Annotated in this window: 20 protein-coding genes; 2 read left to right on the forward strand and 18 right to left on the reverse strand. The window is 55.0% G+C overall.

What is annotated here, in order from left to right; genetic code table 11:
- Positions 1–19: 19 nt before the first annotated feature.
- The 10 genes from deoA to L579_RS06120 all read right to left on the reverse strand — a co-directional run bounded on the left by deoA (position 20) and on the right by L579_RS06120 (position 9,647).
- The gene (gene deoA, locus L579_RS06080; RefSeq protein ID WP_021183403.1) at positions 20–1,342 is read right to left on the reverse strand and encodes a thymidine phosphorylase; all 1,323 of its coding nucleotides are present in this window, start codon (positions 1,340–1,342) and stop codon (positions 20–22) included.
- 53 nt (positions 1,343–1,395) lie between these two features.
- Complete coding sequence (gene deoC / locus L579_RS06085) at positions 1,396–2,175, reverse strand: deoxyribose-phosphate aldolase (protein WP_021183404.1); 780 nt, start codon at positions 2,173–2,175, stop codon at positions 1,396–1,398.
- A 283-nt stretch (positions 2,176–2,458) separates the two neighbouring features.
- Complete coding sequence (locus tag L579_RS06090) at positions 2,459–3,235, reverse strand: TatD family hydrolase (protein ID WP_021183405.1); 777 nt, start codon at positions 3,233–3,235, stop codon at positions 2,459–2,461.
- A complete protein-coding gene (locus L579_RS06095) occupies positions 3,232–4,284 on the reverse strand; it encodes a patatin-like phospholipase family protein (protein WP_036625486.1) in 1,053 nt (350 codons plus the stop codon). The genes L579_RS06090 and L579_RS06095 overlap by 4 nt, the downstream gene beginning before the upstream one ends.
- A 143-nt stretch (positions 4,285–4,427) precedes the next feature.
- The gene (locus L579_RS23215; RefSeq protein WP_013510475.1) at positions 4,428–4,589 is read right to left on the reverse strand and encodes a DUF1328 domain-containing protein; all 162 of its coding nucleotides are present in this window, start codon (positions 4,587–4,589) and stop codon (positions 4,428–4,430) included.
- Positions 4,590–4,702: 113 nt separating this feature from the next.
- On the reverse strand, positions 4,703–5,317 hold the full coding sequence (gene osmY, locus L579_RS06100; protein ID WP_021183407.1) for a molecular chaperone OsmY: 615 nt from the start codon (positions 5,315–5,317) through the stop codon (positions 4,703–4,705).
- Positions 5,318–5,575: 258 nt separating this feature from the next.
- A complete protein-coding gene (gene prfC / locus L579_RS06105) occupies positions 5,576–7,165 on the reverse strand; it encodes a peptide chain release factor 3 (protein WP_013510477.1) in 1,590 nt (529 codons plus the stop codon).
- 236 nt (positions 7,166–7,401) lie between these two features.
- Positions 7,402–8,505: an amidohydrolase gene (locus tag L579_RS06110; protein WP_021183409.1), complete on the reverse strand. Its 1,104-nt coding sequence runs from the start codon at positions 8,503–8,505 to the stop codon at positions 7,402–7,404.
- Between the two features lie 10 nt (positions 8,506–8,515).
- The gene (locus L579_RS06115; RefSeq protein ID WP_021183410.1) at positions 8,516–8,989 is read right to left on the reverse strand and encodes a YjiG family protein; all 474 of its coding nucleotides are present in this window, start codon (positions 8,987–8,989) and stop codon (positions 8,516–8,518) included.
- Positions 8,979–9,647, reverse strand: coding sequence for a nucleoside recognition domain-containing protein (locus tag L579_RS06120; protein ID WP_021183411.1), 669 nt, complete (start codon positions 9,645–9,647; stop codon positions 8,979–8,981). Before L579_RS06120 ends, L579_RS06115 begins: the two co-directional genes overlap by 11 nt.
- A 467-nt stretch (positions 9,648–10,114) precedes the next feature.
- Between L579_RS06120 and ftnA the strand changes: the two genes are divergently transcribed.
- Entirely contained in the window at positions 10,115–10,621 is a 507-nt protein-coding gene (gene ftnA / locus L579_RS06125; RefSeq protein WP_021183412.1) for a non-heme ferritin, read from the forward strand.
- Between the two features lie 33 nt (positions 10,622–10,654).
- Here the strand turns inward: ftnA and L579_RS06130 are convergent, their stop codons facing one another.
- The 7 genes from L579_RS06130 to L579_RS06160 all read right to left on the reverse strand — a co-directional run bounded on the left by L579_RS06130 (position 10,655) and on the right by L579_RS06160 (position 20,278).
- Positions 10,655–13,504 carry a sensor domain-containing protein gene (locus L579_RS06130; protein ID WP_036625491.1) on the reverse strand — a complete coding sequence of 950 codons (2,850 nt, stop codon included), beginning with the start codon at positions 13,502–13,504 and terminating at the stop codon, positions 10,655–10,657.
- A gap of 294 nt (positions 13,505–13,798) precedes the next feature.
- Positions 13,799–15,505, reverse strand: a complete 1,707-nt coding sequence (locus tag L579_RS06135; RefSeq protein WP_021183414.1) for a lysophospholipid acyltransferase family protein — start codon at positions 15,503–15,505, stop codon at positions 13,799–13,801.
- A 143-nt stretch (positions 15,506–15,648) separates the two neighbouring features.
- Positions 15,649–16,353, reverse strand: a complete 705-nt coding sequence (locus tag L579_RS06140) for a proteasome-type protease (protein WP_021183415.1) — start codon at positions 16,351–16,353, stop codon at positions 15,649–15,651.
- Between the two features lie 20 nt (positions 16,354–16,373).
- Complete coding sequence (locus tag L579_RS06145; RefSeq protein WP_021183416.1) at positions 16,374–17,174, reverse strand: transglutaminase family protein; 801 nt, start codon at positions 17,172–17,174, stop codon at positions 16,374–16,376.
- Positions 17,171–18,100, reverse strand: coding sequence for an alpha-E domain-containing protein (locus L579_RS06150; protein WP_021183417.1), 930 nt, complete (start codon positions 18,098–18,100; stop codon positions 17,171–17,173). Before L579_RS06150 ends, L579_RS06145 begins: the two co-directional genes overlap by 4 nt.
- Positions 18,094–19,533 carry a circularly permuted type 2 ATP-grasp protein gene (locus tag L579_RS06155; RefSeq protein WP_013510490.1) on the reverse strand — a complete coding sequence of 480 codons (1,440 nt, stop codon included), beginning with the start codon at positions 19,531–19,533 and terminating at the stop codon, positions 18,094–18,096. The genes L579_RS06150 and L579_RS06155 overlap by 7 nt, the downstream gene beginning before the upstream one ends.
- A gap of 124 nt (positions 19,534–19,657) precedes the next feature.
- Positions 19,658–20,278, reverse strand: a complete 621-nt coding sequence (locus L579_RS06160) for a cupin domain-containing protein (protein WP_021183418.1) — start codon at positions 20,276–20,278, stop codon at positions 19,658–19,660.
- 261 nt (positions 20,279–20,539) lie between these two features.
- Between L579_RS06160 and L579_RS06165 the strand changes: the two genes are divergently transcribed.
- Positions 20,540–21,022 (forward strand): YlaC family protein, encoded by a 483-nt coding sequence (locus tag L579_RS06165; protein WP_021183419.1) that lies wholly within the window; start codon positions 20,540–20,542, stop codon positions 21,020–21,022.
- Between the two features lie 102 nt (positions 21,023–21,124).
- Here L579_RS06165 and L579_RS06170 read toward each other — a convergent pair whose 3' ends face one another.
- Positions 21,125–22,537 carry an aminotransferase-like domain-containing protein gene (locus L579_RS06170; RefSeq protein WP_021183420.1) on the reverse strand — a complete coding sequence of 471 codons (1,413 nt, stop codon included), beginning with the start codon at positions 22,535–22,537 and terminating at the stop codon, positions 21,125–21,127.
- Positions 22,538–22,669: the final 132 nt, after the last annotated feature.

A 22,669-nucleotide genomic window follows, 5' to 3' on the forward strand; every position in this document is an offset into this window, starting at 1 on the left:
TGGCACGCAGCGGCGGCAACTATTCGCTGATGCGGCGATAAACCACCGGCGTCTCAGGCGGCGCACTGTCACTCAGGGTGATGGCTGCTTTGACCGCAGCGGCAGCCTGCTGCCATTGCGCTTCGGTTGCGGCGTGGATTACCGCCAGCGGGCGTTGTGCATCAGCCTGCGCCCCAAGTGTAATCATTTCGCTCAGACCGACGCTGTAATCAATGGTATCGCTGGCGCGTTGACGGCCACCGCCCAGTGCCACCACCGCCATGCCGAGGGCGCGGGTATCCATCGCGCTGACAATGCCCGGCTGGTCGGCATACACCGCTTTACTCAGCATGGCGGCAGGCAGGTAATGGTCCATACGCTGGATAAAGTCCGTCGGGCCTTGCTGCGCGGCTACCATACGGCCAAACACCTCTGCCGCCTGGCCGTTATCCAGCACCCGTTGCAACTGCTGCCGAGCCTCGGAGTCATTTGACGCCAGCTTGCCGGATATCAGCATTTCACTGCACAGCGCCAGCGTTACCTCCAGCAGACGGGGATTACGCGCTTCGCCGGTAAGGAACTGCACTGCTTCGCGCACTTCCAGAGCGTTACCGGCGCTGGAAGCCAGCACCTGATTCATGTCGGTCAGCAGCGCGGTGGTTTTGCACCCTGCGCCATTGGCAACGCCGACAATCGCCTGTGCCAGATTTTCTGAGGCTTCAAAGGTTGGCATAAAGGCACCGCTGCCCACTTTGACATCCATCACCAACGCATCCAGCCCTTCCGCCAGCTTTTTCGCCAGGATCGAGGCGGTGATCAGCGGGATCGAATCAACGGTGGCGGTGATATCGCGTGTCGCGTAAAAACGTTTGTCAGCCGGTGCCAGCGAGTTGGTCTGCCCGATGATCGCCACCCCATTTTCTTTGATGATCTCGCGGAAACGATCATCGCTCGGGAAGATGTCAAAACCGGGGATCGCTTCCAGCTTATCCAGCGTGCCGCCGGTATGGCCAAGACCACGACCCGAGATCATCGGCACATAACCACCGCAGGCGGCGATCATCGGGCCAAGCATCAGCGAAGTCACATCACCCACGCCGCCGGTTGAATGTTTATCGACAATTGGCCCGTTGAGATTCAGCGCCTGCCAGTTCAACACCGTGCCGGAATCACGCATCGCCATCGTCAGCGCCACGCGTTCGGCCAGCGACATATCGTGGAACCAGATGGTCATCGCCAGCGCGGCAATTTGTCCTTCTGATACGCTGTTATCACGCACACCGTTGATAAAGAAACGGATCTCCGCTTCGCTCAACTCACGACCATCGCGTTTTTTGCGAATAATTTCTTGTGGCAGGAACAAGGTTGCCTCCCCGGCTGAAAATCGCGCGATAAATCGCGCCGCTACGAAAACAATTAATACCCAGCTTTGCTGGCGGTGGTGGCATGGCCCAGCGTATTAAGCAGGCTCGCCAACAGGCTGGAAGCGCCAAAACGGAAATGGCGCGCATCCGCCCAACCCGCACCAAGGATATCGTCGGCCAGTTGCAGATAGTGGGCCGCATCCTCTGCGCTGCGCACGCCACCTGCCGGTTTAAAACCGACCTGCTGCTGCACGCCTTTATCGCGGATCACGCTCAGCATGATAGCGGCGGTTTCCGGCGTGGCGTTGACCGGCACTTTACCGGTGGAGGTTTTGATAAAGTCGGCACCGGCATCGATAGCGATTTCGGAAGCCTCACGGATTAACGCCGCATCTTTCAGTTCACCGCTTTCGATAATGACTTTCAGCAATACACCGGATGCCGCACAAGCTTCTTTGCAGGCTTTCACCAGATCAAAACCGATCTGACGATTGCCCGCCAGCAGCGCGCGATACGGGAACACCACGTCCACCTCATCAGCACCGTAAGCGATCGCCGCGCGGGTTTCCGCCAGTGCGATAACCAGATCATCATTGCCATGCGGGAAGTTGGTCACCGTGGCGATGCGGATTTCCGGTGTGCCCTGCTCACGCAGCGCTTTGCGCGCCACCGGGATAAAGCGCGGGTAGATACAGATAGCGGCGGTGTTACCGGCGGGTGATTTGGCCTGGCGGCACAGCGCGATCACTTTTTCGTCAGTATCGTCATCGTTCAGTGTGGTCAAATCCATCAGTTGCAGTGCGCGCTGCGCGGCTGCGGTGAAATCAGTCATGGTGCTCTCCAAAAAAGTCAGCCTGGGCGGAAGTCGCCCGCCAGGGAATGTGATAATTCTAACAATTTGAGCGACGAAATATTCGATCACTCATCACATGAAAAAAGAAAACTGTGCAAATAATACATTTATTAAGTGATAAACATCACAAAATATCGCCATTGCGCGCCCGACATGATCGGGAATGCAGATGTTATTATTATCACATTAATTGAGAAAGTTGTGTCGCCACCACCCTGTAAATGTAGCCAATTCAGAGCAGCACGCAGGGATCAGACCAGGCTCAGTCGGGGAGATTGAAGACGCGCAGGCTGTTTTGCCAAAGCGCATCAGCGATGATATCCGGCGGCTCACGGCGTAGCTGGCACAAGACATCAAACACCAGCCGTGCTCGCTCCGGGCGGTTGGGTTCGCCCTGATAACCGTTCAGCGGCATATCAGGCGCATCGGTTTCCAGTAACAGGGAATCCAGCGGCAATGCTGCGATGGTGTTACGCGTTTTACTGGCGCGTTCATAGGTAATGGTGCCACCGACGCCGATCGCATAGCCAAGTTGAATAAAACGCTGTGCCTGTTGCAGGCTACCGGCAAAACCGTGCACCACACCACGGCGCGGCAGATCGTGACGGCGCAAATGCAGCGCCAGCTGATCGTGGGTACGACGTGAATGGAGGATCACCGGCAGATCGAAACGTTTGGCCAGCTTCAACTGCCCATCCAACAGCCGGGTTTGTTTGTCGAACTGGGGATCGTCCATATACAGATCGAGTCCGATCTCCCCCAATGCCACGCGTTTTACGTCCGGGGTGTGCAGACAATCCGTCAGTTGATCGAGGTGCGTATCCTGATGCACGGCGATCTGAATCGGATGCAGCCCCAGCGCGGCATATAACGCGGCATGTTGTTGTGCCAACTGGCTGACCAGCGCAAAGCGACTGGCATCGACGCTGGGTACAATAATACGTTCAACCCCTGTCTGCGCAGCACGCACAATGCTCGCTTCCGCCGCATCAACAAACGGCGGGAAGTCAAAATGACAGTGGGTATCGATAAATCTCATGCCAGCGAACCTGCATCATAATCAGCATCGTTACCGGCCACGTCAGGCGTGTTGACCTCGCGGTTATCCGGCGCATTCGCCACCGCAGCAGGTGGCGTAACGACAGTATGCCGCACAAATGGCTCAGCATCACTCAGCCACTGACCGAGCGTGGCCAGGAAATAGCGGCCGCAGCGCCGACCCAGATGGTAATCCTGATTCAACGAGGCGATGCGACTGCCCAGCGCGTTACTGGCTAACGGTTTGGGTGGGAAGATCTCGATAATGCGCAAATCCCCCGGCGGCTGATCGATAAATTGTTGAATATCATGATAACTTTCTTCGTGCTGATGCAAAATGTTGATCATTGGCTGCAAAGCGCTGTCGCTCAGCCAGCGTTCCATGCGCTTGATCCATTTCGGTGTGTACGACATCTGCGACGGAACGGTGCGAATCACCACAACGGTATCGGCACCCCGCCGGGCCGCCTCACGCACCGGAATGGCATCGCTGATACCGCCATCCAGATAACTGATGCCATCCATCTCCACCCCGCTGCGATAGAACCCTGGAATGGCGCTGGAGGCTCTGATGATATCGAGCCAGGTATTGCGGGTTGGGCTGAAGTAATGCGCGCTGTAATCATCGCTGCGGCAAGCGCACATATAAAATTCACTGCCTTTGGCAAACAGCCCCTCCGCCGTGCTCATCGCCAACGGCAGCTCCTGACTGGTGATATCTACCAGCCAGTCCAGATCGATCAGATTTCCGCCACGCACAAAACGCACCGGATCAAAGAAGAGTTTGCTGGTGGTGTAACGGGTGATCACGCGCCGCGCATAACCCGGTTGGGCGCAGACATACGCTGAGAGATTTTGTGCGCCTGCGGAGGTGCCAAGCATCAGATCAAAAGGATTGAAGCCTGCGCGCTGAAACTCATCCAGCACTCCGGCGGTAAAGATGCCGCGTTGACCGCCACCTTCGCACACCAGCGCAATTTTGTTTGATTTGAAGGGCGTGAGCGCTAAGGGTTCGATGGTTCCCAGCGTCACAGGGATGCGTATACCCAAGATGTGTCCCTCAGCGGTTCTTTCTCTGAGGGGTGCTAAAGCGCAGAATCGCCACCGCCCGCAACCCGGAGAACCAGTCATTATTATGCCCTGACTGGTCTCCGCTTCAGGCTACTGCCGGGTGAGCGAACTATGACTCAGAGTCAGGGTCGTTTACGCCCGGTAAACAGGCTGATGAGGAACAGAATAATACCGACAATAAAGACAATTTTAGCCGCCCATGCTGCCGTACCCGCCAGACCGCCAAATCCTAATGCTGCAGCAATCAGTGCGATCACCAGAAAGATAATGCCCCAACGAAACATAAGCCTCTCCTTACCATCGTGAAAATCGAACTGCTTAGTTCATCCCAATGTGGGTGTGCAGAAAGATGTTGTTATTACGCTGCGGCGGATACGAAAAGCCGCAGCGCCCACGGTTAAGATTTAATCGTCAGGTCATTCTTGACACTTTTCACGCCTTCAATGGCTTTGGCGATTTGCTCCGCGCGGTCCGACTGCGCCTTGTTGGCGACCGTACCGGACAACTGCACCACGCCATCCGTGGTTTCCACCTTCACGTTGCGTGATGGCACGATGTCATCCGCTAAAAGTTTAGCTTTGATTTCACTGGTGGTTGCCGCATCCCCGGCATAACCTTTCAGTGAAGTGGTTTTGCTGTCTTTAACGTGCAGTTTGTCACTGACGGATTTCACCCCTTCAACTTTCTGCACCACGGCCACGGCTTTTTCCGCCTGGTCCTGAGAGGTGACAAAACCGCTCAAGGTCACCACGCCCTGATGCGTGTTTACTGAGATATCCGTGCTTTTTATCGCTTCATCATCCACCAGCGCCGCTTTCGCTTTGGCGGTGATGCCGCTGTCATCCATATACCCACCGACTTTTTTCATAGAGCTATCGATTTTTGCCCCGGCACTGTCGGCGGTCGCCTGCGCTTTTTGCGTCAGGGATTCATCGGCCAGTGCAGCGCCACTCATCAGGGCCGAACCCGCCAGCGCGGCAATCAGGGTTTTGGCAATCTTAGTCTTAATCATCGATATCATCCTTCTATCCGTTTACGCATCCGCAACCGCGAATGAGCCAGCAACAAACGGCGTTGCTGCGATAATGGACGCAATGAAACCTGAAGTTTCTTTTCTCGTCCGACAGAATGATCATAGACGGGACTGAGGGTTTTGCCGGTTTTTGTGGTTGATATCTCGCCAAAAAGCGAAAAAAACAGCGTTTTTAAGAGGAGTCTGGAAGGGAAAAACAGGGCCAGTGGAAACCACAGGCCCTGGAGAAAACGGCGATTAATGCTCGCGCGTTTTGCGGAAAGTCACGTCAGGATAACGTTCCTGGGTGATATTCAGATTCACCATGGTCGGGGCAATATAGGTCAGGTTATCACCGCCATCCAGCGCAAGGTTGATCTCGTTTTTACGTTGAAATTCATCGAATTTCTTCACGTCAGCGCATTCAACCCAACGCGCGGTTGCCACGTTGACCGATTCGTAAATTGCTTCAACGTTGTATTCGCTTTTCAGGCGCGCGACCACCACGTCAAACTGCAACACACCCACCGCACCAACGATCAAATCGTTGTTATGCACCGGACGGAATACCTGTACCGCGCCCTCTTCCGACAGCTGTACCAAACCCTTCAGCAATTGTTTCTGCTTCAGCGGATCGCGCAGGCGAATACGACGGAATAGCTCAGGGGCGAAGTTCGGAATACCGGTGAACTTCATGTTCTCACCCTGGGTGAAGGTGTCGCCAATCTGGATGGTGCCGTGGTTGTGCAGACCGATGATATCGCCCGGATAGGCTTCTTCCACATGTGAACGGTCACCGGCCATAAAGGTCAGCGCGTCAGAGATCACCACATCTTTGCCGATGCGAACCTGACGCAGCTTCATGCCCTTCTCATATTTACCGGATACCACGCGCATAAAAGCCACGCGGTCGCGGTGTTTCGGGTCCATGTTGGCCTGAATCTTGAACACGAAGCCGCTGAACTTCTCTTCTTTAGCTTCCACGGTACGGGTGTCGCTCTGACGCGGCATCGGTGCCGGTGCCCAGGAAACCAGACCATCCAGCATATGGTCAACGCCAAAGTTACCCAGCGCGGTGCCGAAAAACACCGGGGTGATTTCGCCGCTCAGGAACAACTCTTCATCAAATTCATTGGATGCACCCTGCACCAGCTCCAGCTCATCGCGCAGCTGCTGCGCCAGATCTTCACCGACAGCTTTGTCGAGATCCGGATTGTTCAGCCCTTTAACGATACGCACTTCCTGAATGGTGTGCCCCTGACCAGTCTGGTACAGATAGGTTTCATCGTTGTAGAGGTGATACACGCCTTTAAACAGTTTGCCGCAGCCGATCGGCCAGGTAATAGGCGCACAGGCGATCTTCAGCTCGTTCTCGACTTCATCCAGCAGCTCCATCGGGTCGCGGATATCACGGTCAAGTTTGTTCATAAAGGTGATGATCGGCGTATCACGCAGACGGGTCACTTCCATCAGCTTACGGGTACGATCTTCAACACCTTTGGCGGCATCGATCACCATCAGGCAGCAGTCCACCGCCGTCAGCGTACGGTAGGTATCTTCCGAGAAGTCTTCGTGCCCAGGGGTATCCAGCAGGTTCACCAGGCTGTCACGATAGGGGAACTGCATCACCGAGGTGGTGATGGAGATACCACGCTGCTTCTCCATCTCCATCCAGTCGGATTTGGCGTGTTGGTTTGATCCACGGCCTTTTACCGTACCGGCGGTCTGGATAGCCTGTCCGAACAGCAGAACTTTCTCGGTGATAGTGGTTTTACCGGCGTCCGGGTGCGAAATGATCGCGAAGGTACGGCGGCGCGCCACCTCTTGTAAAAAGGGAGCATTAGACATCAGTGAAATCTTCTCAAAGGGCAACGCACGAGCCGCGCGCTGCGAATAAATCAGGGTGACCGGGGCTGAGCCAGCGGTTATTCAGGCGGCATAGCATACAATATTTCAGTGAGGTGGGGAAATTGGCGACGAGAGGAACAATGCAGCATGGGTAGCGGCGCGATTTATCGCGCAATTCCGTGCGCGTTGCCGAAAAACCTGCGCGATAAATCGCGCCGCTACGGAGGAAGCTCAGATTAACCCAACACTCTCGTCACCGCGGCTTTGAAGATCTTCACCCCAATTTCCAGCGAACTCAGTTCAAAACGCATCTCAGGGTGATGCAGGCCCGGCACCAGGTTGGTGCCTAATCCCCAGAATCCGGCTTTCACCGTTGGGCATTTCACCGGGTAATAGAAGAAATCTTCACTGCCTGGCGTCGTTTTCGCGCCCAGCAGCCCCTCTTCGCCCAGCACATCAACAATCGCCGCCCGAATCACCGCCGTCGCTTCCTCATGGATCTCCGCCGCAGGCATTTCCTTGAGCACCACCACCTCGGCAGTTGCCCCCAGTGCCGCAACGCTATTGAGCACCGCCTGCGTCACTTTTTGTTTGAGGATATCCATCGGTTCGTTTTCCTGCGAACGCAGGTCCCACACCACGCGCGCTTCATCCGGTACCGAGTTGGTGACACCGGCATCACAGAGAAAACGTGTCGCTTTGACGCTCCAGTTCAGCCCCGGTGACAGATGGATACTGTTCACGGCCTGCACCGCCTGTACCGCCGCGTCGAGCGCATTTACGCCAAGGTGCGGGCGTGCCGCATGGGCCGGAACGCCTTTGATGGTTGCTTCCAGCGTGCTACAGGCAGAATAGATCACCGCAGGCGTCGCCTGTCCCACATGGCATTCTTCCAGCGGGCGCACATGGAAACCGAGGATCATCTCGACATCCTCCATTGCCCCGCCCTCGATCATCGACAGCGCGCCTGCGCCCAGTTCCTCAGCGGGTTGGAACAATAACTTCAGGCGGCCTTTTTTGATTGCCCCTTCTTTCAACAGCTCCTGCGCGGCAGTCAGTACCACCGAGGAGTGACCATCATGGCCGCAGGTATGGCGTGCACAAGCGACCCCATCAATGACATGTCCCAGTGCATCCATATCCGCACGCAATGCCAGCACCGGGCCGGGCACACCGCTGTCAATTTCCGCCACAATGCCGGTGGTGTTGTTAATGCCGCGAATGACTTTGATCCCCGCCTGTTCCAGCTGGTCGGCGATATAGGCTGAGGTTTTAAACTCCTGAAAACCCAGTTCCGGGATTTCATGCAGAAAATGATAATGTTCTAAGACGTTGGACACCGGTTAGCTCCTAAACAAAAAAACGCATCACAAGCATGGCGATCACCGCATTGATGATGCTGGTCAGCATCAACAGCGGCCAGTATTTCTTCGGCACATCGGCAACACCCAACAGGCGACCCATGTATTGCAACTGTGATCCCATCAGGAAAATTGCCGGGGCCAGGATAGTGATATCCGCTCCGCTCAGAGTCCCTTTGGTCAGCAGACTGACTGCCACCCCCACTGCTGCCGAGGAGGATAACCAGGCCGTCAGCAGCACAGTAATGGCTTCCCCCGGTAGGCCAAACAGCCCCATCACCGGGGCAAAGAGATGCCCGAGGAATTGCATAATGCCCAGCAGATTCAGCACTTCCGCCAGCACATAAGCCATCACCACATTTGGCATCAGATTATGGATAGCGATATGGAAGCCTTTACGCGCACCCACGATAAAAATATCGAACGGGTTATTATTCACCCGTGACGGAGCATTATTTGACATCGGCAAAATCCTTTTTATAAACACTATTTAACATGAAACGGACAAAAGCCGCACCGACGAATTTGAGAACAAACATTAACACCAGCGGAATAATGATCGGAGCCGTCATTGAAGCAAACAACGCCGAGCCGATAGCAAAATAGTTATTGATCAAACCGGCACCGGAATATTGCCAGGCGGACATCACCACGATGTCTTTTTTGCTGACCTGTTGCTGGTCGTACATCTCTTTGGTTAATGCAGCGCCAGCATCGGTACTTTGCAGATCGGTAATTAATGCCAGGCCACAGCGACCCGGCAAACCCATCAACGGTTTCAACAGCGGCGTCAATAACTTGTGCGCGGCGCGAATCGCACCGTAATGGGTAAAGATCTCCAGTACACCCAGCGCCAGCATCACCGTTGGGGCCAGCGACAACGCAAACAGAAAGCCTGCTTTGGCGCTCAGGCCACCGGCACCGAGGAAGGTATTGGTCGATTCTTTCATGGTGCCGAAACTGCCGCCCAGCGTGGTGAAATCAAACGCCCCTAACCAGCTAAAACCGTCCACCTTATAAAATAAGCCGGAGAAAAACAGAATGGCCAATATCAACGCGACGTAACCGCCGATACCCGCCGACACCCGTTCATGGGTAGCAATGATTTTTTCTTCAGACATAAAACCCTCCTGCTGGCGTTATTTTTTAACCAAACAGTTGCAATATATGGAACTAAGTTCTAAGCAGGATTTATGCCAGCTGGTATTTTCTTTAATTGCGAAAGCGCTAATTTTGTTCAGTAACAATTAAATGACCGAAATATCAATCTTTCTGCCTGAAAAAATTCAGCGCAGATGCCTTTATTTCTCACATCAATATTTTCGTCAGGTAATCAGATCGCTGAAAATAAAATCAATAACGCAGTGAGTGCACGCTAAACAGGCAACCTCGACGCACCATAATGGTGCAATAAATCAGAATGAAAAGAAGACAAAAATGAGAATCGGTCGCATTCAAAAACCTGAATAATTCCATTTATAATCAATAAGATAAATTCAACTTTTTGACGAAAATCACTTCACAAAAAAGTATAGGTTGATGCATAATTCACCGCACTCACCTGAAAAATTTAAAAAAGGAATCAGCCATGTTAACTGCTGAAATGACTGCTCGTCTGAATGACCAACTGAATCTGGAATTCTTCTCTGCCAACCTCTACCTGCAAATGAGTGCCTGGTGCAGTGACAAAGGTTTTGAAGGGGCTGCCTCCTTCCTGAAAATGCACTCTCGCGAAGAGATGGAACATATGCAGCGCCTGTTTGATTACCTGAGCGATGCCGGTTCGCTGCCAGTACTGGGCAGCATCGCGGCGCCGCCGGTCAGCTGGAACTCCCTGGCTGAACTGTTCGAAGAAACGTTAAATCATGAAAAGCTGATCACCAGCAAAATCAATGAACTGGCTCATGCGGCGATGACCACGCAGGATTACTCCACCTTCAACTTCCTGCAATGGTACGTGGCGGAGCAGCATGAAGAAGAGAAGCTGTTCAAAACCGTGCTGGATAAACTGGCGTTGGTGGGCAGCAAAGGTGAAGGCCTATTCCTGATCGATAAAGATCTGGGCCGTATGAATACCGAAAGCCACGGCGCATAAGATAAAACGGCCCGCATTGCGGGCCGATTTGTTTTATTCCAGCGTTTTTAAGCGTAGCTCTGAAGGCTGCGGCCGACCAAACAGGTAGCCCTGGAACAGGGTACAACCCTCTTCACGCAACCGGGCAAACTGCTCGCTGCTCTCCACCCCTTCTGCGGTGATCTGAATATCCAGACTCCGGCTCATCCCGGTGATAGCCCGGATAATCGCCAGCGCTTCACGACTGTCACCCATATCGTTGATAAACGACTTGTCGATTTTGATTTTGTCGAACGGGAAGGACCGCAGGTAGCTGAGAGATGAATAACCCGTGCCGAAATCGTCCAGCGCAATTTGCACGCCCAGCGCTTTCAGACTTTGCAGAGTACGAATATTACCGAGGGTATCATCCAGCAACACCGATTCGGTGATCTCCACCTCAAGACGATGCGGTGCCAGTCCGGACTCACGCAACGCGCCTTCTACCACCGATACCAACGAGCTGTTTTTGAACTGCAACGGCGACAGGTTAACTGACACCGATTGCTCCCCTTCCCAGCTTGCTGCTTCACGACAGGCTTCATACAGCGCGTACGCCCCCAGCAGATGGATCAGACCGGTTTCTTCGGCGATCGGGATAAAATCGTTCGGCATGATCAACCCTTTGATCGGGTGATGCCAGCGCATCAGCGCTTCATAGCCAATGATCCCTTTCTCATCACCATCGGTGATCGGCTGATAGTAGAGCTTGAGCTGACGTCCACTAATCGCATCGCGCAGATCGTTCTCGATCACCCGGCGACTCCGTGCCAGGTCATCCATCTCCAGCGTGAAATGCTCATAACGATTTCGGCCATTACGTTTGGCTTCGTACAGCGCCATATCAGCACAGCGCAACATATGTTCCGGCGTGTTAGCGGCCTGTGAACTCAGCGCAATCCCGACGCTCAGCCCGACTGACAGATTATGTCCCTCCAGATTGACCGGAGGACGAATCGCTTCAATCAGTCGCTGCGCCACCACGGCGGCTTCATCGGCGTTACGAATGCCAGGCAGCACAATCGCAAACTCATCACCGCCAATACGTGCCAGGGTGTCGTGATCGCGCAATACATTCCGCAAACGCTTCGCCACCGTACGCAACAGGTCATCACCAATCTGATGGCCCAGCGCATCGTTGACGTTTTTGAAGTTATCGAGATCGAGACACAGCGTGGCGGTGATATACCCGCCCTGTGTATCCGCGCGCAGTGCCTCACTCAGTTTCTGGCGGAACAGAATGCGGTTGGGCAGGCTGGTCAGGTTGTCGTGGTGCGCCATATGGTGAATACGCGCATCCGCTTCACGCTGGTCGGTCACGTCCTCCACAATCAGCATCACGAAGTTCTGCCGCAGATCTTTTCCGGCGATAGTGGTGGCGCGGGTATGCAGAATGCGCTCGCCGCCCGCCGTCAGCAACAGTTGCTCGCGTGTATGGATACCTTCACTGCGCAGGGCAATATCCGCCAGGCTGTTGAAGTAATCACTCAGCTCTGCCGACATACATTCATGCGGCCGTTTATGCATGATCAATAACTTGTTGATGCCGAACAACTGCTCGGCTTTGTCGTTGACCATCAGAATTTCACGGGTGATGGCGTCTTCAACAATCACACACGACGGGATATGGGTAATGATGGTGTCGAGGAATTTCGACAGCTCAGAGGCTTTGGCGCTCTGCGCTTCGGCCAAATCCCGTGCACGCAGCAACTGCTGCTCATGTTCACGACGTTCAGTCACATCACGGGTAATTTTTGCAAAGCCAATCAGTCGGCCTTCTTCATTGTGGATTGCATCGATCACCACATGTGCCCAGAAGGCGGAGCCGTCCTTACGATAACGCCAGCCCTCATCCTCAAAGCGGCCGGTTTTCAGCGCGATACCCAGATTGGCATCCGGCGCTTTCGACTGGCGCTCCTGTGCACCGTAGAACACCGAAAAATGCTGGCCGACAATCTCTTCGGAACGATAGCCTTTCGCCCGTTGCGCCCCGGCATTCCAGTTCACCACCCGCCCCTGCACATCCAGCATGTAAATGGCGTAATCCCGCACCCCGGTGACCAACAGCCGAAAGGTTTTTTCCTGCTCACGCTGGGCGCGCAGTAACGCCTGTTGTTCGGTGCAGTCACGGGTAATTTTGGCGTAGCCGATCAACTTGCCGGCATCATCACGGATGGCATCGATAATCACATGCGCCCAAAAGGCACTGCCATCCTTACGATAACGCCAGCCTTCATCTTCAAAACGCCCGGTTTTAAACGCGATACCGAGGTTCTTCTCCGGGATATGGTTGAGGCGATCCTGTGCGCTGTAAAAGCGTGAAAAATGCTGTCCGACGATCTCTTCCGCGACATACCCTTTGGCGCGTTGCGCACCGGCATTCCAATTTTCGACGTTGCCGTCCAGATCCAGCATATAGATGGCGTAATCGGTGACACCCTCCACCAGCAGGCGGAACCGTTCTTCCTGCTCACGCTGCCTGCGTTGTTGCTCCTGTTGCTGGGTACAATCACGGGTGATTTTGGCAAAGCCGAGCAGCTCGCCATATTGATCGCGGATCGCATCAATAATCACATGCGCCCAAAAGGCGCTGCCATCTTTGCGGTAACGCCAGCCTTCAGTCTCAAAACGTCCGGTGGCGGTGGCATTGGCTAAACCACGCAGCGGTGCGCCATTTTTACGATCGTCTTCACTGTAAAACAGCGCGAAATTCTTGCCGATAATTTCTTCAGCGGTGTAGCCCTTGGCGCGTTGTGCGCCAGCGTTCCAGCTCGCTACCGTACCGTCCGGCTTGAGCATGTAAATGGCGTAATCAAGCACGCTTTGCACAAGCAAGCGGTACATGACGTCAGAATTATTATCCATTGTTATTTGCCTATTGCTGGCCTGATGTCACCTGGTAACCCAGGAAAATTCTTAATTGCTCTGCAGACTTAATAGCAAATACGCAGCGTTGACAAGCGCTATCAGCTTACAGGCGAAAGTTGGTAGTTTGGTTATCGGCAGTGGCGAGAAATTGTTCAGTGGGATACGCAATGAATTACGTTGTGTTGACGGCATTCAGATGACAGCACCGTGATATCCACTGAAAAGTAGTGGCGCGATTTATCGCGCCATACGTGCGTGATGTGGGACAAACCTGCGCGATAAATCGCGCCGCTACGGGACCAGATGCATCGCGATATAGCGCTCATAACGTGCGGCTTTGACGCGCGTCAGGTCGACCAACACCAGGCCATCGATGCAATGGTTAAAATCGGGGTCGCTACCGAAATCAATAAACTGCACTCCACCCGGTTCGCACAGTTCCGAGTATTGCTTGTACAGCGTCGGAATAGCGGTACCGAGGTTGGCAAGCAGATGCTTCAGGCGGCGTAAATCTTCCTGGTAATTGTCGCCAGTAAACTGCGCCAGCACTTCCGGTAGCGAAGCCGGATAGGGACGACGCGATGTTGCCAGCGGCAGCTCGGTCGGGAAATAGAGGCGATAAAACGCCACCAGCAGGTCGCGGGCCGCCAGCGGCATCCCGCCGGAGATCGAGACCGGGCCAAACAGATAACGGGTTTCCGGGTAGCGGGCGATATAGGCACCAATCCCCATCCACAGGTAATCCAGACCCCGTTTGCCCCAGTAAGCGGGTTGGATAAAGCTGCGTCCCAGCTCCAGTCCCTGGCGAATTATCGGCAGCATACGTTCGTCATAATGAAACAGGCTATCGCTGTAGATCCCTTCCAGGCCGCGCCGCTCCAGCTGCTCTGCCCCCGGAATAAAACGGTACGCGCCCACAATCTCCAGCTCGGCGTCATCCCACAAAATCAGGTGATAGTAATCATCATCGTACTTATCCAGGTCACGTCGTCGGCCGCTGCCCTCGCCTACCGCGCGGAAAGCAATTTCACGCAGGCGGCCCAGTTCTCGCAACAGCGGCACCCAACTTGCGCCGTTGCGCCGCCACAGGTAGATCTGCTTGCCATCCGGCAAGGTGCCGAGCCGCTCGCTCTCCAGCAACGCTTTTCTCAGCTCAGCACGATCTTCCGGGCGAGCGATGGCTGCCTCGGTCTGAAACAGGCCACGTCGCCCCTGACTGATACGGTACAGATGCTTGCGCAACCGCTTCGCCAGCTCTTTACCTGGCGTGTGGCCGTCGTGCCAGTGCGCAAAGGGGATCTGCTCACCGATATGCAGCTTGATACGCGAACCGCGCTGGCGAAACATCTCACGCACCAGCATCAGCAAGGCCAGCGGCTGGGCAATCTGGCTGACGGCATAAAAAGCCGCGCTGTTACGCCCCACCACATGCACCGGCACCAGCGGCGCACGGGCGCGGGCGGCAAGGCGCAGGAAACTGTGATGCCAGCGGCGATCGCGCACGCCACGGGTGGTCAGACGTGAAACTTCCCCTGCCGGGAAAACAATCAGTACGCCCTGATTGTCGAGATGCTGCTGCATACGCGTCAGCTGCTCACGGCTGGTGCGGTTGCCCATGTTATCCACCGGCAGCATCAGGTTATTCAGCGGTTCCAGCATCATCAGCATGCGGTTAGCGACAATTTTCACATCGCGCCTGACCTGCGATACCGCCGCCAGCAGCGCCAGACCATCCAGCGCGCCCAGGGGGTGGTTAGCCATAATCACCACCGGGCCATGAGAAGGAATTTGCTCCAGATCGCGCTCGCTTAACTCGCAGCGCACATCAAGGTGCTCCAGCACCTGCTCCACCATGTCCACCCCTTGCAGGTGGCGATAGCGAGCGGCAAATTGTTGGAATTCGTGTTCACGCAGCGCCCATTTCAGCAGGCGTTTTTGCCATCCCGCCGCCTGGAAGCCCGGCCAGTAAGTATTGAGAACCTGATCAACAGAAAACATTGTTCACCTTCTTATAGGGAGCGGTTATCGCCCCGAAGGTAAAACGGCTTGTTTTCAGATTTATGAACGTCGTTATCAGGTTTAACAGACGCGCGATAAATCGCGCCGCTACAGCACCGATTTATCGCGCTTGTTGGCAGGAACTACAATTTCAGCGGCGGGAGCTGCGAGAACACGCTGAGCAGCCCCTTGCTCCATAGCTGGCGGATCTGTGAAAAATAGGGGTGCTGATCGGTGATATGGTACTGCTCGTTGTCGCTGAAACTGTCGCTGTGATAAATCATCACATCCAGCGGCAACCCCACCGAGATATTACTCGCCAGGGTCGAATCCATCGAAATCAGCGCGCACTGCATCGCCTGACTGAGCGGCGTTTCATAGCGCAGCACACGGTCAATGATCGGTTTGCCGTATTTGCTCTCACCAATCTGGAAATACGGGGTATCGACGCTGGCTTCAATAAAATTCCCCTGCGGATAGATTTGGAACAGCCGCGGCTCTTCGCCACGGATCTGTCCACCCAGCAGCAACGTGCCGCCAAACTCTTCACCATCGCGCTTGATCACTTCGCGCAGCGTTTCGCCCACCAGTAACGCAATGTCATACAACGATTTCCCGTTGAGCAGATTGGGCTGGTCGCTGTCATCATTACCGCGTCGCAGCAGGCTCATCACGCTTTGCGTGGTGGCGAGGTTGCCAGCGCTTTGCAGCACCAACGTGCGTTCATCATCCACCTGAAACACATGCAACTTACGAAACGACGAAATATGGTCGACGCCCGCGTTGGTGCGTGAGTCGGAAACAAAAATCATCCCTGATGATAAACGCATTGCCACACAATAAGTCATAGTCACGCCTGCAAAGAGAATTACTGCTGCGAGTGCACCTGTTGCACCGCAGCCACCGCCAGCATATCTTCACCCCCGCCGCCCAGGCGCATGCCGCGAACCGGACAGGCGTCGAGATAATCCACGCCCACCGCCAGCCGTAAGTGCTGCCGGGTGCTGCGGGTATTATTGGTGATATCAAAGCTGTGCCAACTGCCATCCAACCAGGCTTCAACCCAGGCATGGGTGGCAACGTGTTCGACATTGTCAGTATAGAGATAACCGCTGACATACCGTGCCGGAATCCCCAGACTGCGACAGCAGGCGAGAAACACATGGCTGTGATCCTGGCAAACACCAGAGCCGGCGGCAAATACTTTCGCAGCGGTATCACTCACCTGGGTGCTGCCGGGACGATAAGGCATTTTCAGCAGCAGTTCTCCCATCAATTTTTCCAGGCTGGCGAGCGGTGCTTCGGGTCGCCAGTAACGCAGGGCAAAATCGCGGATGGCGCTATCCGGTTGCGTCAGCGGCGTGCCGCGCAGGAAAATCAGCGGTGACAGCGTTGACTCCGGATCGGCCGCCAGTTCGCCATCATCAAGAATATCCACCACACCGCGCGCGGCGATCTCCAGCATCTGATGCGGCGTGTCCAGCGTCAGCACATGCATCACGTTGCCGTAAGCATCGACGGTACGGGTCGCATCGCAGGGCAGCGCCAGCTCCCACGACAGAATTTTTTGATGCACCGAGTTTTGCGGTGTCAGGCGCAGATACTGGGTGCTGAGTTTGACCGGATGCTCCCAGGCATACCAGGTTTTATGCTCGATGTTCAGTCTCATTTCGCCTCCAGATAGGTGTGATTGATGCTGTCAGCCAATGCGTTAATGTCTGCCAGGAAATGGTTCAGCCAGTTATTCAGGCCGTCACGCGTCAGGCTTTCCCAGGTGCTGAACCGCATCTCAGCCAGCAATACAGTGGCAAGATAGCGCGGGCGATCTTCACCGCTGCTGCCGATCTGCTCCAGTTGGTTAGCGATCTCTTCAATGCAGGAGTGCAAGGATCGCGGGCTTTCGCTGCGCAGGATCAGCATTTCATTGACCAGATCCGGCATCAGCTGTTGTTTGAAGATGGCGTTATAGGCCTCGCGAGCGGATACCGCACGCAGCAAGGTGTCGAGGCAATAATATTCGCGTACCGAATCAGGATGCTGCTCCAGCAATTGTTGATTGACGCTCAACAGGCGCGTACTGCCGTCAGCACGCTCCATCAGGGTGCCGAGGCGAATAAAACTCATGGCATCGCCGCGCAACAGGGTGCCAAACATCGCACCACGAAACAGATGGCAACGCTCCTTGACCCAGTCAAAAAAGCTGTCGGCATTGGCACTGGAAATGCCACGACGGCGCATGCTACGCATCTCAATCCAGGTGGAGTTGATGCTTTCCCACACTTCCGACGAGAGGCTACCGCGCACCGCATGGGCGTTGTTCCATGCCGATTGCCAGCAACAAAAAATGCTGCTGGGATTGCGATCGTCGAGAGCAAAGAAGTTGAACAACTGCGGCATGGTGAAACGCCCGTTGAGCGTTTCAAACAGCTGACGCGTGCCAGTAAGATTGAGCGGCAACAGCAGCTCATCACCGTGGCTGTTACGCACCGGCATCAACGACAGCCGGTTAGTCACATCCAATACCCTGGCGAGTTGTTCCGCGCGCTCCAGATAGCGCGCCATCCAATAGAGGCCACTGGCCGTGCGGCTTAGCATGATGCGTCATCCTCCAGAACCCAGGTATCCTTGGTGCCACCGCCTTGCGATGAGTTCACCACCAGCGAACCTTCGGTTAGCGCCACGCGAGTTAAACCGCCCGGTACCAGACGGATATCCGCCCCGCACAGCGCAAACGGACGCAGGTCGATATGCCGTGGTGCGAGGCCGTTGTCGATAAAGGTCGGGCAGGTCGAAAGCGACAGGGTATTCTGCGCGATATAGTTATCCGGCCTTGCCTGGAGACGCGCCCGGAAGTCGCTCAGCTCCTGCTGACTCGCCACCGGACCAATCAACATGCCGTAGCCACCTGCGCCGTGCACTTCCTTCACCACCATCTGATCGAGGTTGGCCAGAACGTAGGACAGATCTTTCGGGTTGCGGCATTGCCAGGTTGGCACGTTATTGAGGATCGGATCTTCGTCGAGGTAGAAACGGATCATATCCGGCACATAAGGGTAGATCGATTTGTCATCCGCAACCCCGGTGCCGATGGCATTCGCCAGCACCACATTCCCGGCACGATACACCGACAGCAATCCGGGTACGCCGAGCATCGAGTCCGGGCGGAACGCCAGCGGATCGAGGAAGGCATCATCCACGCGTCGATAGATCACATCCACCTTGCAAGGTCCGGCGGTGGTACGCATCATCACCGCGCCATCTTTAACAAACAGATCGGCGCTTTCCACCAACTCGACGCCCATCTGCTGGGCGAGGAAGCTGTGCTCAAAATAGGCGCTGTTGAAGCGGCCCGGCGTCAGAACCACCACCACCGGATCGTTCACCGGCGAGCTTTCACGCAACGTCTGCAACAGATGCGACGGATAACGCTCGACCGGGGCCACATGCTGCTCGGCAAATAACTCCGGGTAGAGGCGCATCATCATCTTGCGGTTCTCCAGCATATAGGAGACGCCAGACGGGGTGCGCAGGTTATCTTCCAGCACGTAATATTCGCCATCGTTGTTGCGCACCATATCCACGCCGACGATATGCGCATAGATATTACGATGCAGATCAACACCTTGCATGCAAGGCTGGTACTGATCGTTGACCAGCACCTGCTCGGCAGGAATGATGCCCGCCTTCAGGATGTGCTGTTGATGGTAGATATCGTGCAGGAAGGCGTTGAGGGCTTGTACCCGTTGTCGGATACCGCGATCGAGCATTGCCCATTCGCTGGCAGGAATAATACGCGGCACGCTGTCGAACGGAATCAGGCGCTCTGCACCACCGTCCTCGCCATAGACGTTGAAGGTGATGCCAACGCGATGAAACAAAAGTTCCGCTTCCTCACGTTTACGCGCCACTGCCTCTTTGTCCGCCGCTTGCAACCATTCCCAGTAGTGCTGATAGTGAGCGCGGTGTTGGCCGTCGCTCAGCAACATCTCATCATAGAAGTGTGATGCTATCTGGTAGCTTTCTTTCATGATTTACCCGGCGCTTATCAGAGGACCTGATTTCACTGCTGCACAAACTGTGCCAGGCGCGTGCGTGCTGCACCGCACGCGCACCTTATCAGTGAGTTAACGCCGGAAATGGGTGCAACGCACCTTATTGGTGCAGAAGCTGCTGCGCGACCGGTAACCAGATTTCCGTCATTGCTCCCTCCCCGCCGGTGAAAGGATCGCGCTTCGGCATGGGTACGCGCTGAATCTGCGCCTGAGAGGTTCTCAGAAAACGCGGTTCATCGCGCAGCGTTTCCGGCGATATACCTTCAGGATAGGCGCCAACGGTGAAGAAATCCTCACTGGCGTGGATCTGTTTATGACCGACCCCCGCCGGGATCAGCACCGCATCCCCCTCGCGCAACGTCACCATGCGACCACTGTCGCCACCAAATAACACTTCTGCCCAGCCCGCGCCGACACCGATTATTTCATGCGTATTCGGGTGGTAATGGGTATACGGAAAGATGGGGGAACGCCACGCAGCGGGCCAGCCGTTGCGGGTAAAAGTTTCTTCAAACCAGATGGCGGTGTCCTGATTTTCCTCGTCTTCGCTGTCGTTGTCGGGGGCAACCCCCGGCCAGATGATCAGCGGCAACGGATTATTCGGCACCCCGCCAGACGGGATAGATAACATCAGATGCTGCGGGTTACTGGAAGCCCCTGCGGAAAAGGTGCCAGCGGCGAAAGACATCAGTAACAGCAGGCTGGATGGGTAGACAGTCATACTCTTTCTCCGGTTAGCCACGTTGCTTAAGTGTGGCAAAAACGGATGACAATACAATGTGCTCAGGCCCGCAAAATTCACATAAAAGCATGATTTTGCTAACTAAAGCCAAATTAATGATTAACCTCTTTAACATTTTGGGCGTAATGACCTTGCCCTGCGATTTTGTGCGCAACTGTTATAAAAATTCTTCACTGATCTGTGTCTGCCGCCCTTCACTGTTACGTGCTTTACTGGCAGGCAGTGAAAGAGAGGTGAACAATGGACGCCATAAAACAAATCCTGCTTGATGAAATCGCCACACTGAATCGCGAAGAACGTCGCGACAATTTGCCACGTTTTAGCTTTTCGTTTCTGAAAACGCACCCAGGCCTGTGGGCGGTGATGTACCTGTGCTACGGACTGTGCGTAGCGCTGATTTTTTCCACCGACATGCTCGGCTGGCCCGCATTCTGGTTTGCCACGGTTTTCGTGCTGGTGATGAGCTTTTTAATGCTGCTGGATATCAATCCGAAATACCGCTTTGAGGACATTGATGCGCTGGATCTGCGCGTTTGTTACAACGGCGAGTGGTATTACATTCAGCCTGTATCCTCCCAGGGCATCAACAAGATTCTGGATAACCCAGGCACGCCGGACCGCGTGCGTAGCGGTATTCATCGCCTGATGCAGCAGAAAGGCGAAGTGGATTTTTACGATGTGTATTACCTGACCTGGGGACATCGGCAGGCAGCGCAGGTTTAAATTTAACCTGACCGGCATACTGCACATCTCCTTCTCCCGCTAGCGGGAGAAGGTCGGGATGAGGGAGTCTGGCAGCAGAAGACTGCGCGATAAATCGCGCTGCTACGGGTGCAGTTGTTTGATTAACTTACCTAATTTTTCCACCGCCGCTTCGGCGCGCGCATCCCACGGCCAGGCAGTATTGAAGCGGAAGCAGTGGCGGAAATCTTCACTGCTGGAAAATAGCTGCCCCGGCGCGATACTGATCCCCTGCTCTAACGCCAGATGATAAAGCTGCGTGGTATTGATGCCCTCGGGTAAGGCTACCCATAAAAAGTAGCCGCCCGGCGTATCGCTGATGCGGGCATCCGCTGGCAGTACCTGACGCAGCGCAGTGCGTGCCAGCTGTTTACGTTTTGCTAAGGTCTGACGCAGCCGTTTCAGATGGCTGTCATAACTGCGGGTGGAGAGAAAATCCGCCAGCGCCAGTTGCATCGGCGCGCTGGTGGAGAGCGTACTCATCAACTGAATACGCTGGACACGTTGCGCATGCCGGCCCGCCGCCACCCATCCGATGCGAAAGCCCGCCACCAGATTTTTCGAGAAGCTGCCGCAATGCATGACATCACCAAGGCGATCAAAAGCTTTCGCCGGTAATGGTTTCTCCTCGCCAATCCATAACTCACTGTAAACATCGTCTTCAATCAGCGTCACACCATAGCGCGCCAGCAGCGCCACCAGTTGTTCCTTGCGCGTGTTGCTGAGAGTAAAACCCAGCGGATTTTGCCGGTTGGTCATCAGCCAGCAAGCTTTGACCGGCCAGCGTTGCAGCGCCTGTTCCAGTTCGTCGAAATCAATGCCCTGCTCGACATCACTGGCAATGGCGATGGCGTTAAGCTTCAGGCGTTCAATTGCCTGCAATGCACCATAGAATGAGGGATTCTCGATCACCACCCAATCCCCCGGCTCGGTTACCGCCTGCAAACTCAGGTTGAGGGCTTCCATCGCCCCGTTGGTGATCACGATGTCGTCCGGTGAAATGGTGATCCCCTGCTGTGCGTAGCGTTGCGCCAGGATTTTGCGCAGCTCAGGGTTACCGGGCGGCAAATTGTTGAGCGCGTCCGTCGGTTTCAGGTTATGCGAGACTTTGACCAGCGAACGCATCAACTGGCGCTGAGGAAACAACTCCGGATCGGGGAAGGCGGAACCAAACGGCATAATCGCCGGATCGCGTGTCGCCTGGAGGACATCAAATACAAAGCTGTTGGTATCGGTCTGCTCCGGGCGTTCGACCGTTTGCGTCGCCAGACGCGGTCGCAGCGCCGCAGCGCGCGGCGCAATGTAATAACCGGATTGTGGTTTTGACAAAATCCAGCCCTGACTCTCCAGCACTTCGTAGGCGTGCATCACCGTCATCAGGCTGAGGCCGGATTGATCGGCCTGCTGACGCAGCGAAGGCAATTTTTCTCCGGGTTGCCAGATATTGGCTTCGATTTGTTCGCGCAGTTGATCGACCAGCTGCTGGTATTTCGCCACCTGAATCTCCGTCAGAATGTAATGTGGGGATTTTCCCTCACCCTAACCCTCTCCCGCAAGCGATTGTAGTGGCGCGATTTATCGCGCCATACCTTGCGCGTTGTGGGAAAAACTTGCGCGATAAATCGCGCC

Source organism: Pantoea sp. AS-PWVM4 (assembly GCF_000468095.1).
Classification (GTDB): Bacteria; Pseudomonadota; Gammaproteobacteria; order Enterobacterales; family Enterobacteriaceae; genus Pantoea; species Pantoea phytobeneficialis.

Bases quoted from the DNA above. Each gene is read 5' to 3' on its own strand.
- deoC (WP_021183404.1), bottom strand. From the start codon at position 2,175: ATGACTGATTTCACCGCAGCCGCGCAGCGCGCACTGCAACTGATGGAT.
- L579_RS06090 (WP_021183405.1), bottom strand. From the start codon at position 3,235: ATGAGATTTATCGATACCCACTGTCATTTTGACTTCCCGCCGTTTGTT.
- L579_RS23215 (WP_013510475.1), bottom strand. From the start codon at position 4,589: ATGTTTCGTTGGGGCATTATCTTTCTGGTGATCGCACTGATTGCTGCA.
- osmY (WP_021183407.1), bottom strand. From the start codon at position 5,317: ATGATTAAGACTAAGATTGCCAAAACCCTGATTGCCGCGCTGGCGGGT.
- prfC (WP_013510477.1), bottom strand. From the start codon at position 7,165: ATGTCTAATGCTCCCTTTTTACAAGAGGTGGCGCGCCGCCGTACCTTC.
- L579_RS06115 (WP_021183410.1), bottom strand. From the start codon at position 8,989: ATGTCAAATAATGCTCCGTCACGGGTGAATAATAACCCGTTCGATATT.
- L579_RS06120 (WP_021183411.1), bottom strand. From the start codon at position 9,647: ATGTCTGAAGAAAAAATCATTGCTACCCATGAACGGGTGTCGGCGGGT.
- ftnA (WP_021183412.1), top strand. From the start codon at position 10,115: ATGTTAACTGCTGAAATGACTGCTCGTCTGAATGACCAACTGAATCTG.
- L579_RS06130 (WP_036625491.1), bottom strand. From the start codon at position 13,504: ATGGATAATAATTCTGACGTCATGTACCGCTTGCTTGTGCAAAGCGTG.
- L579_RS06135 (WP_021183414.1), bottom strand. From the start codon at position 15,505: ATGTTTTCTGTTGATCAGGTTCTCAATACTTACTGGCCGGGCTTCCAG.
- L579_RS06140 (WP_021183415.1), bottom strand. From the start codon at position 16,353: ATGACTTATTGTGTGGCAATGCGTTTATCATCAGGGATGATTTTTGTT.
- L579_RS06145 (WP_021183416.1), bottom strand. From the start codon at position 17,174: ATGAGACTGAACATCGAGCATAAAACCTGGTATGCCTGGGAGCATCCG.
- L579_RS06150 (WP_021183417.1), bottom strand. From the start codon at position 18,100: ATGCTAAGCCGCACGGCCAGTGGCCTCTATTGGATGGCGCGCTATCTG.
- L579_RS06155 (WP_013510490.1), bottom strand. From the start codon at position 19,533: ATGAAAGAAAGCTACCAGATAGCATCACACTTCTATGATGAGATGTTG.
- L579_RS06160 (WP_021183418.1), bottom strand. From the start codon at position 20,278: ATGACTGTCTACCCATCCAGCCTGCTGTTACTGATGTCTTTCGCCGCT.
- L579_RS06165 (WP_021183419.1), top strand. From the start codon at position 20,540: ATGGACGCCATAAAACAAATCCTGCTTGATGAAATCGCCACACTGAAT.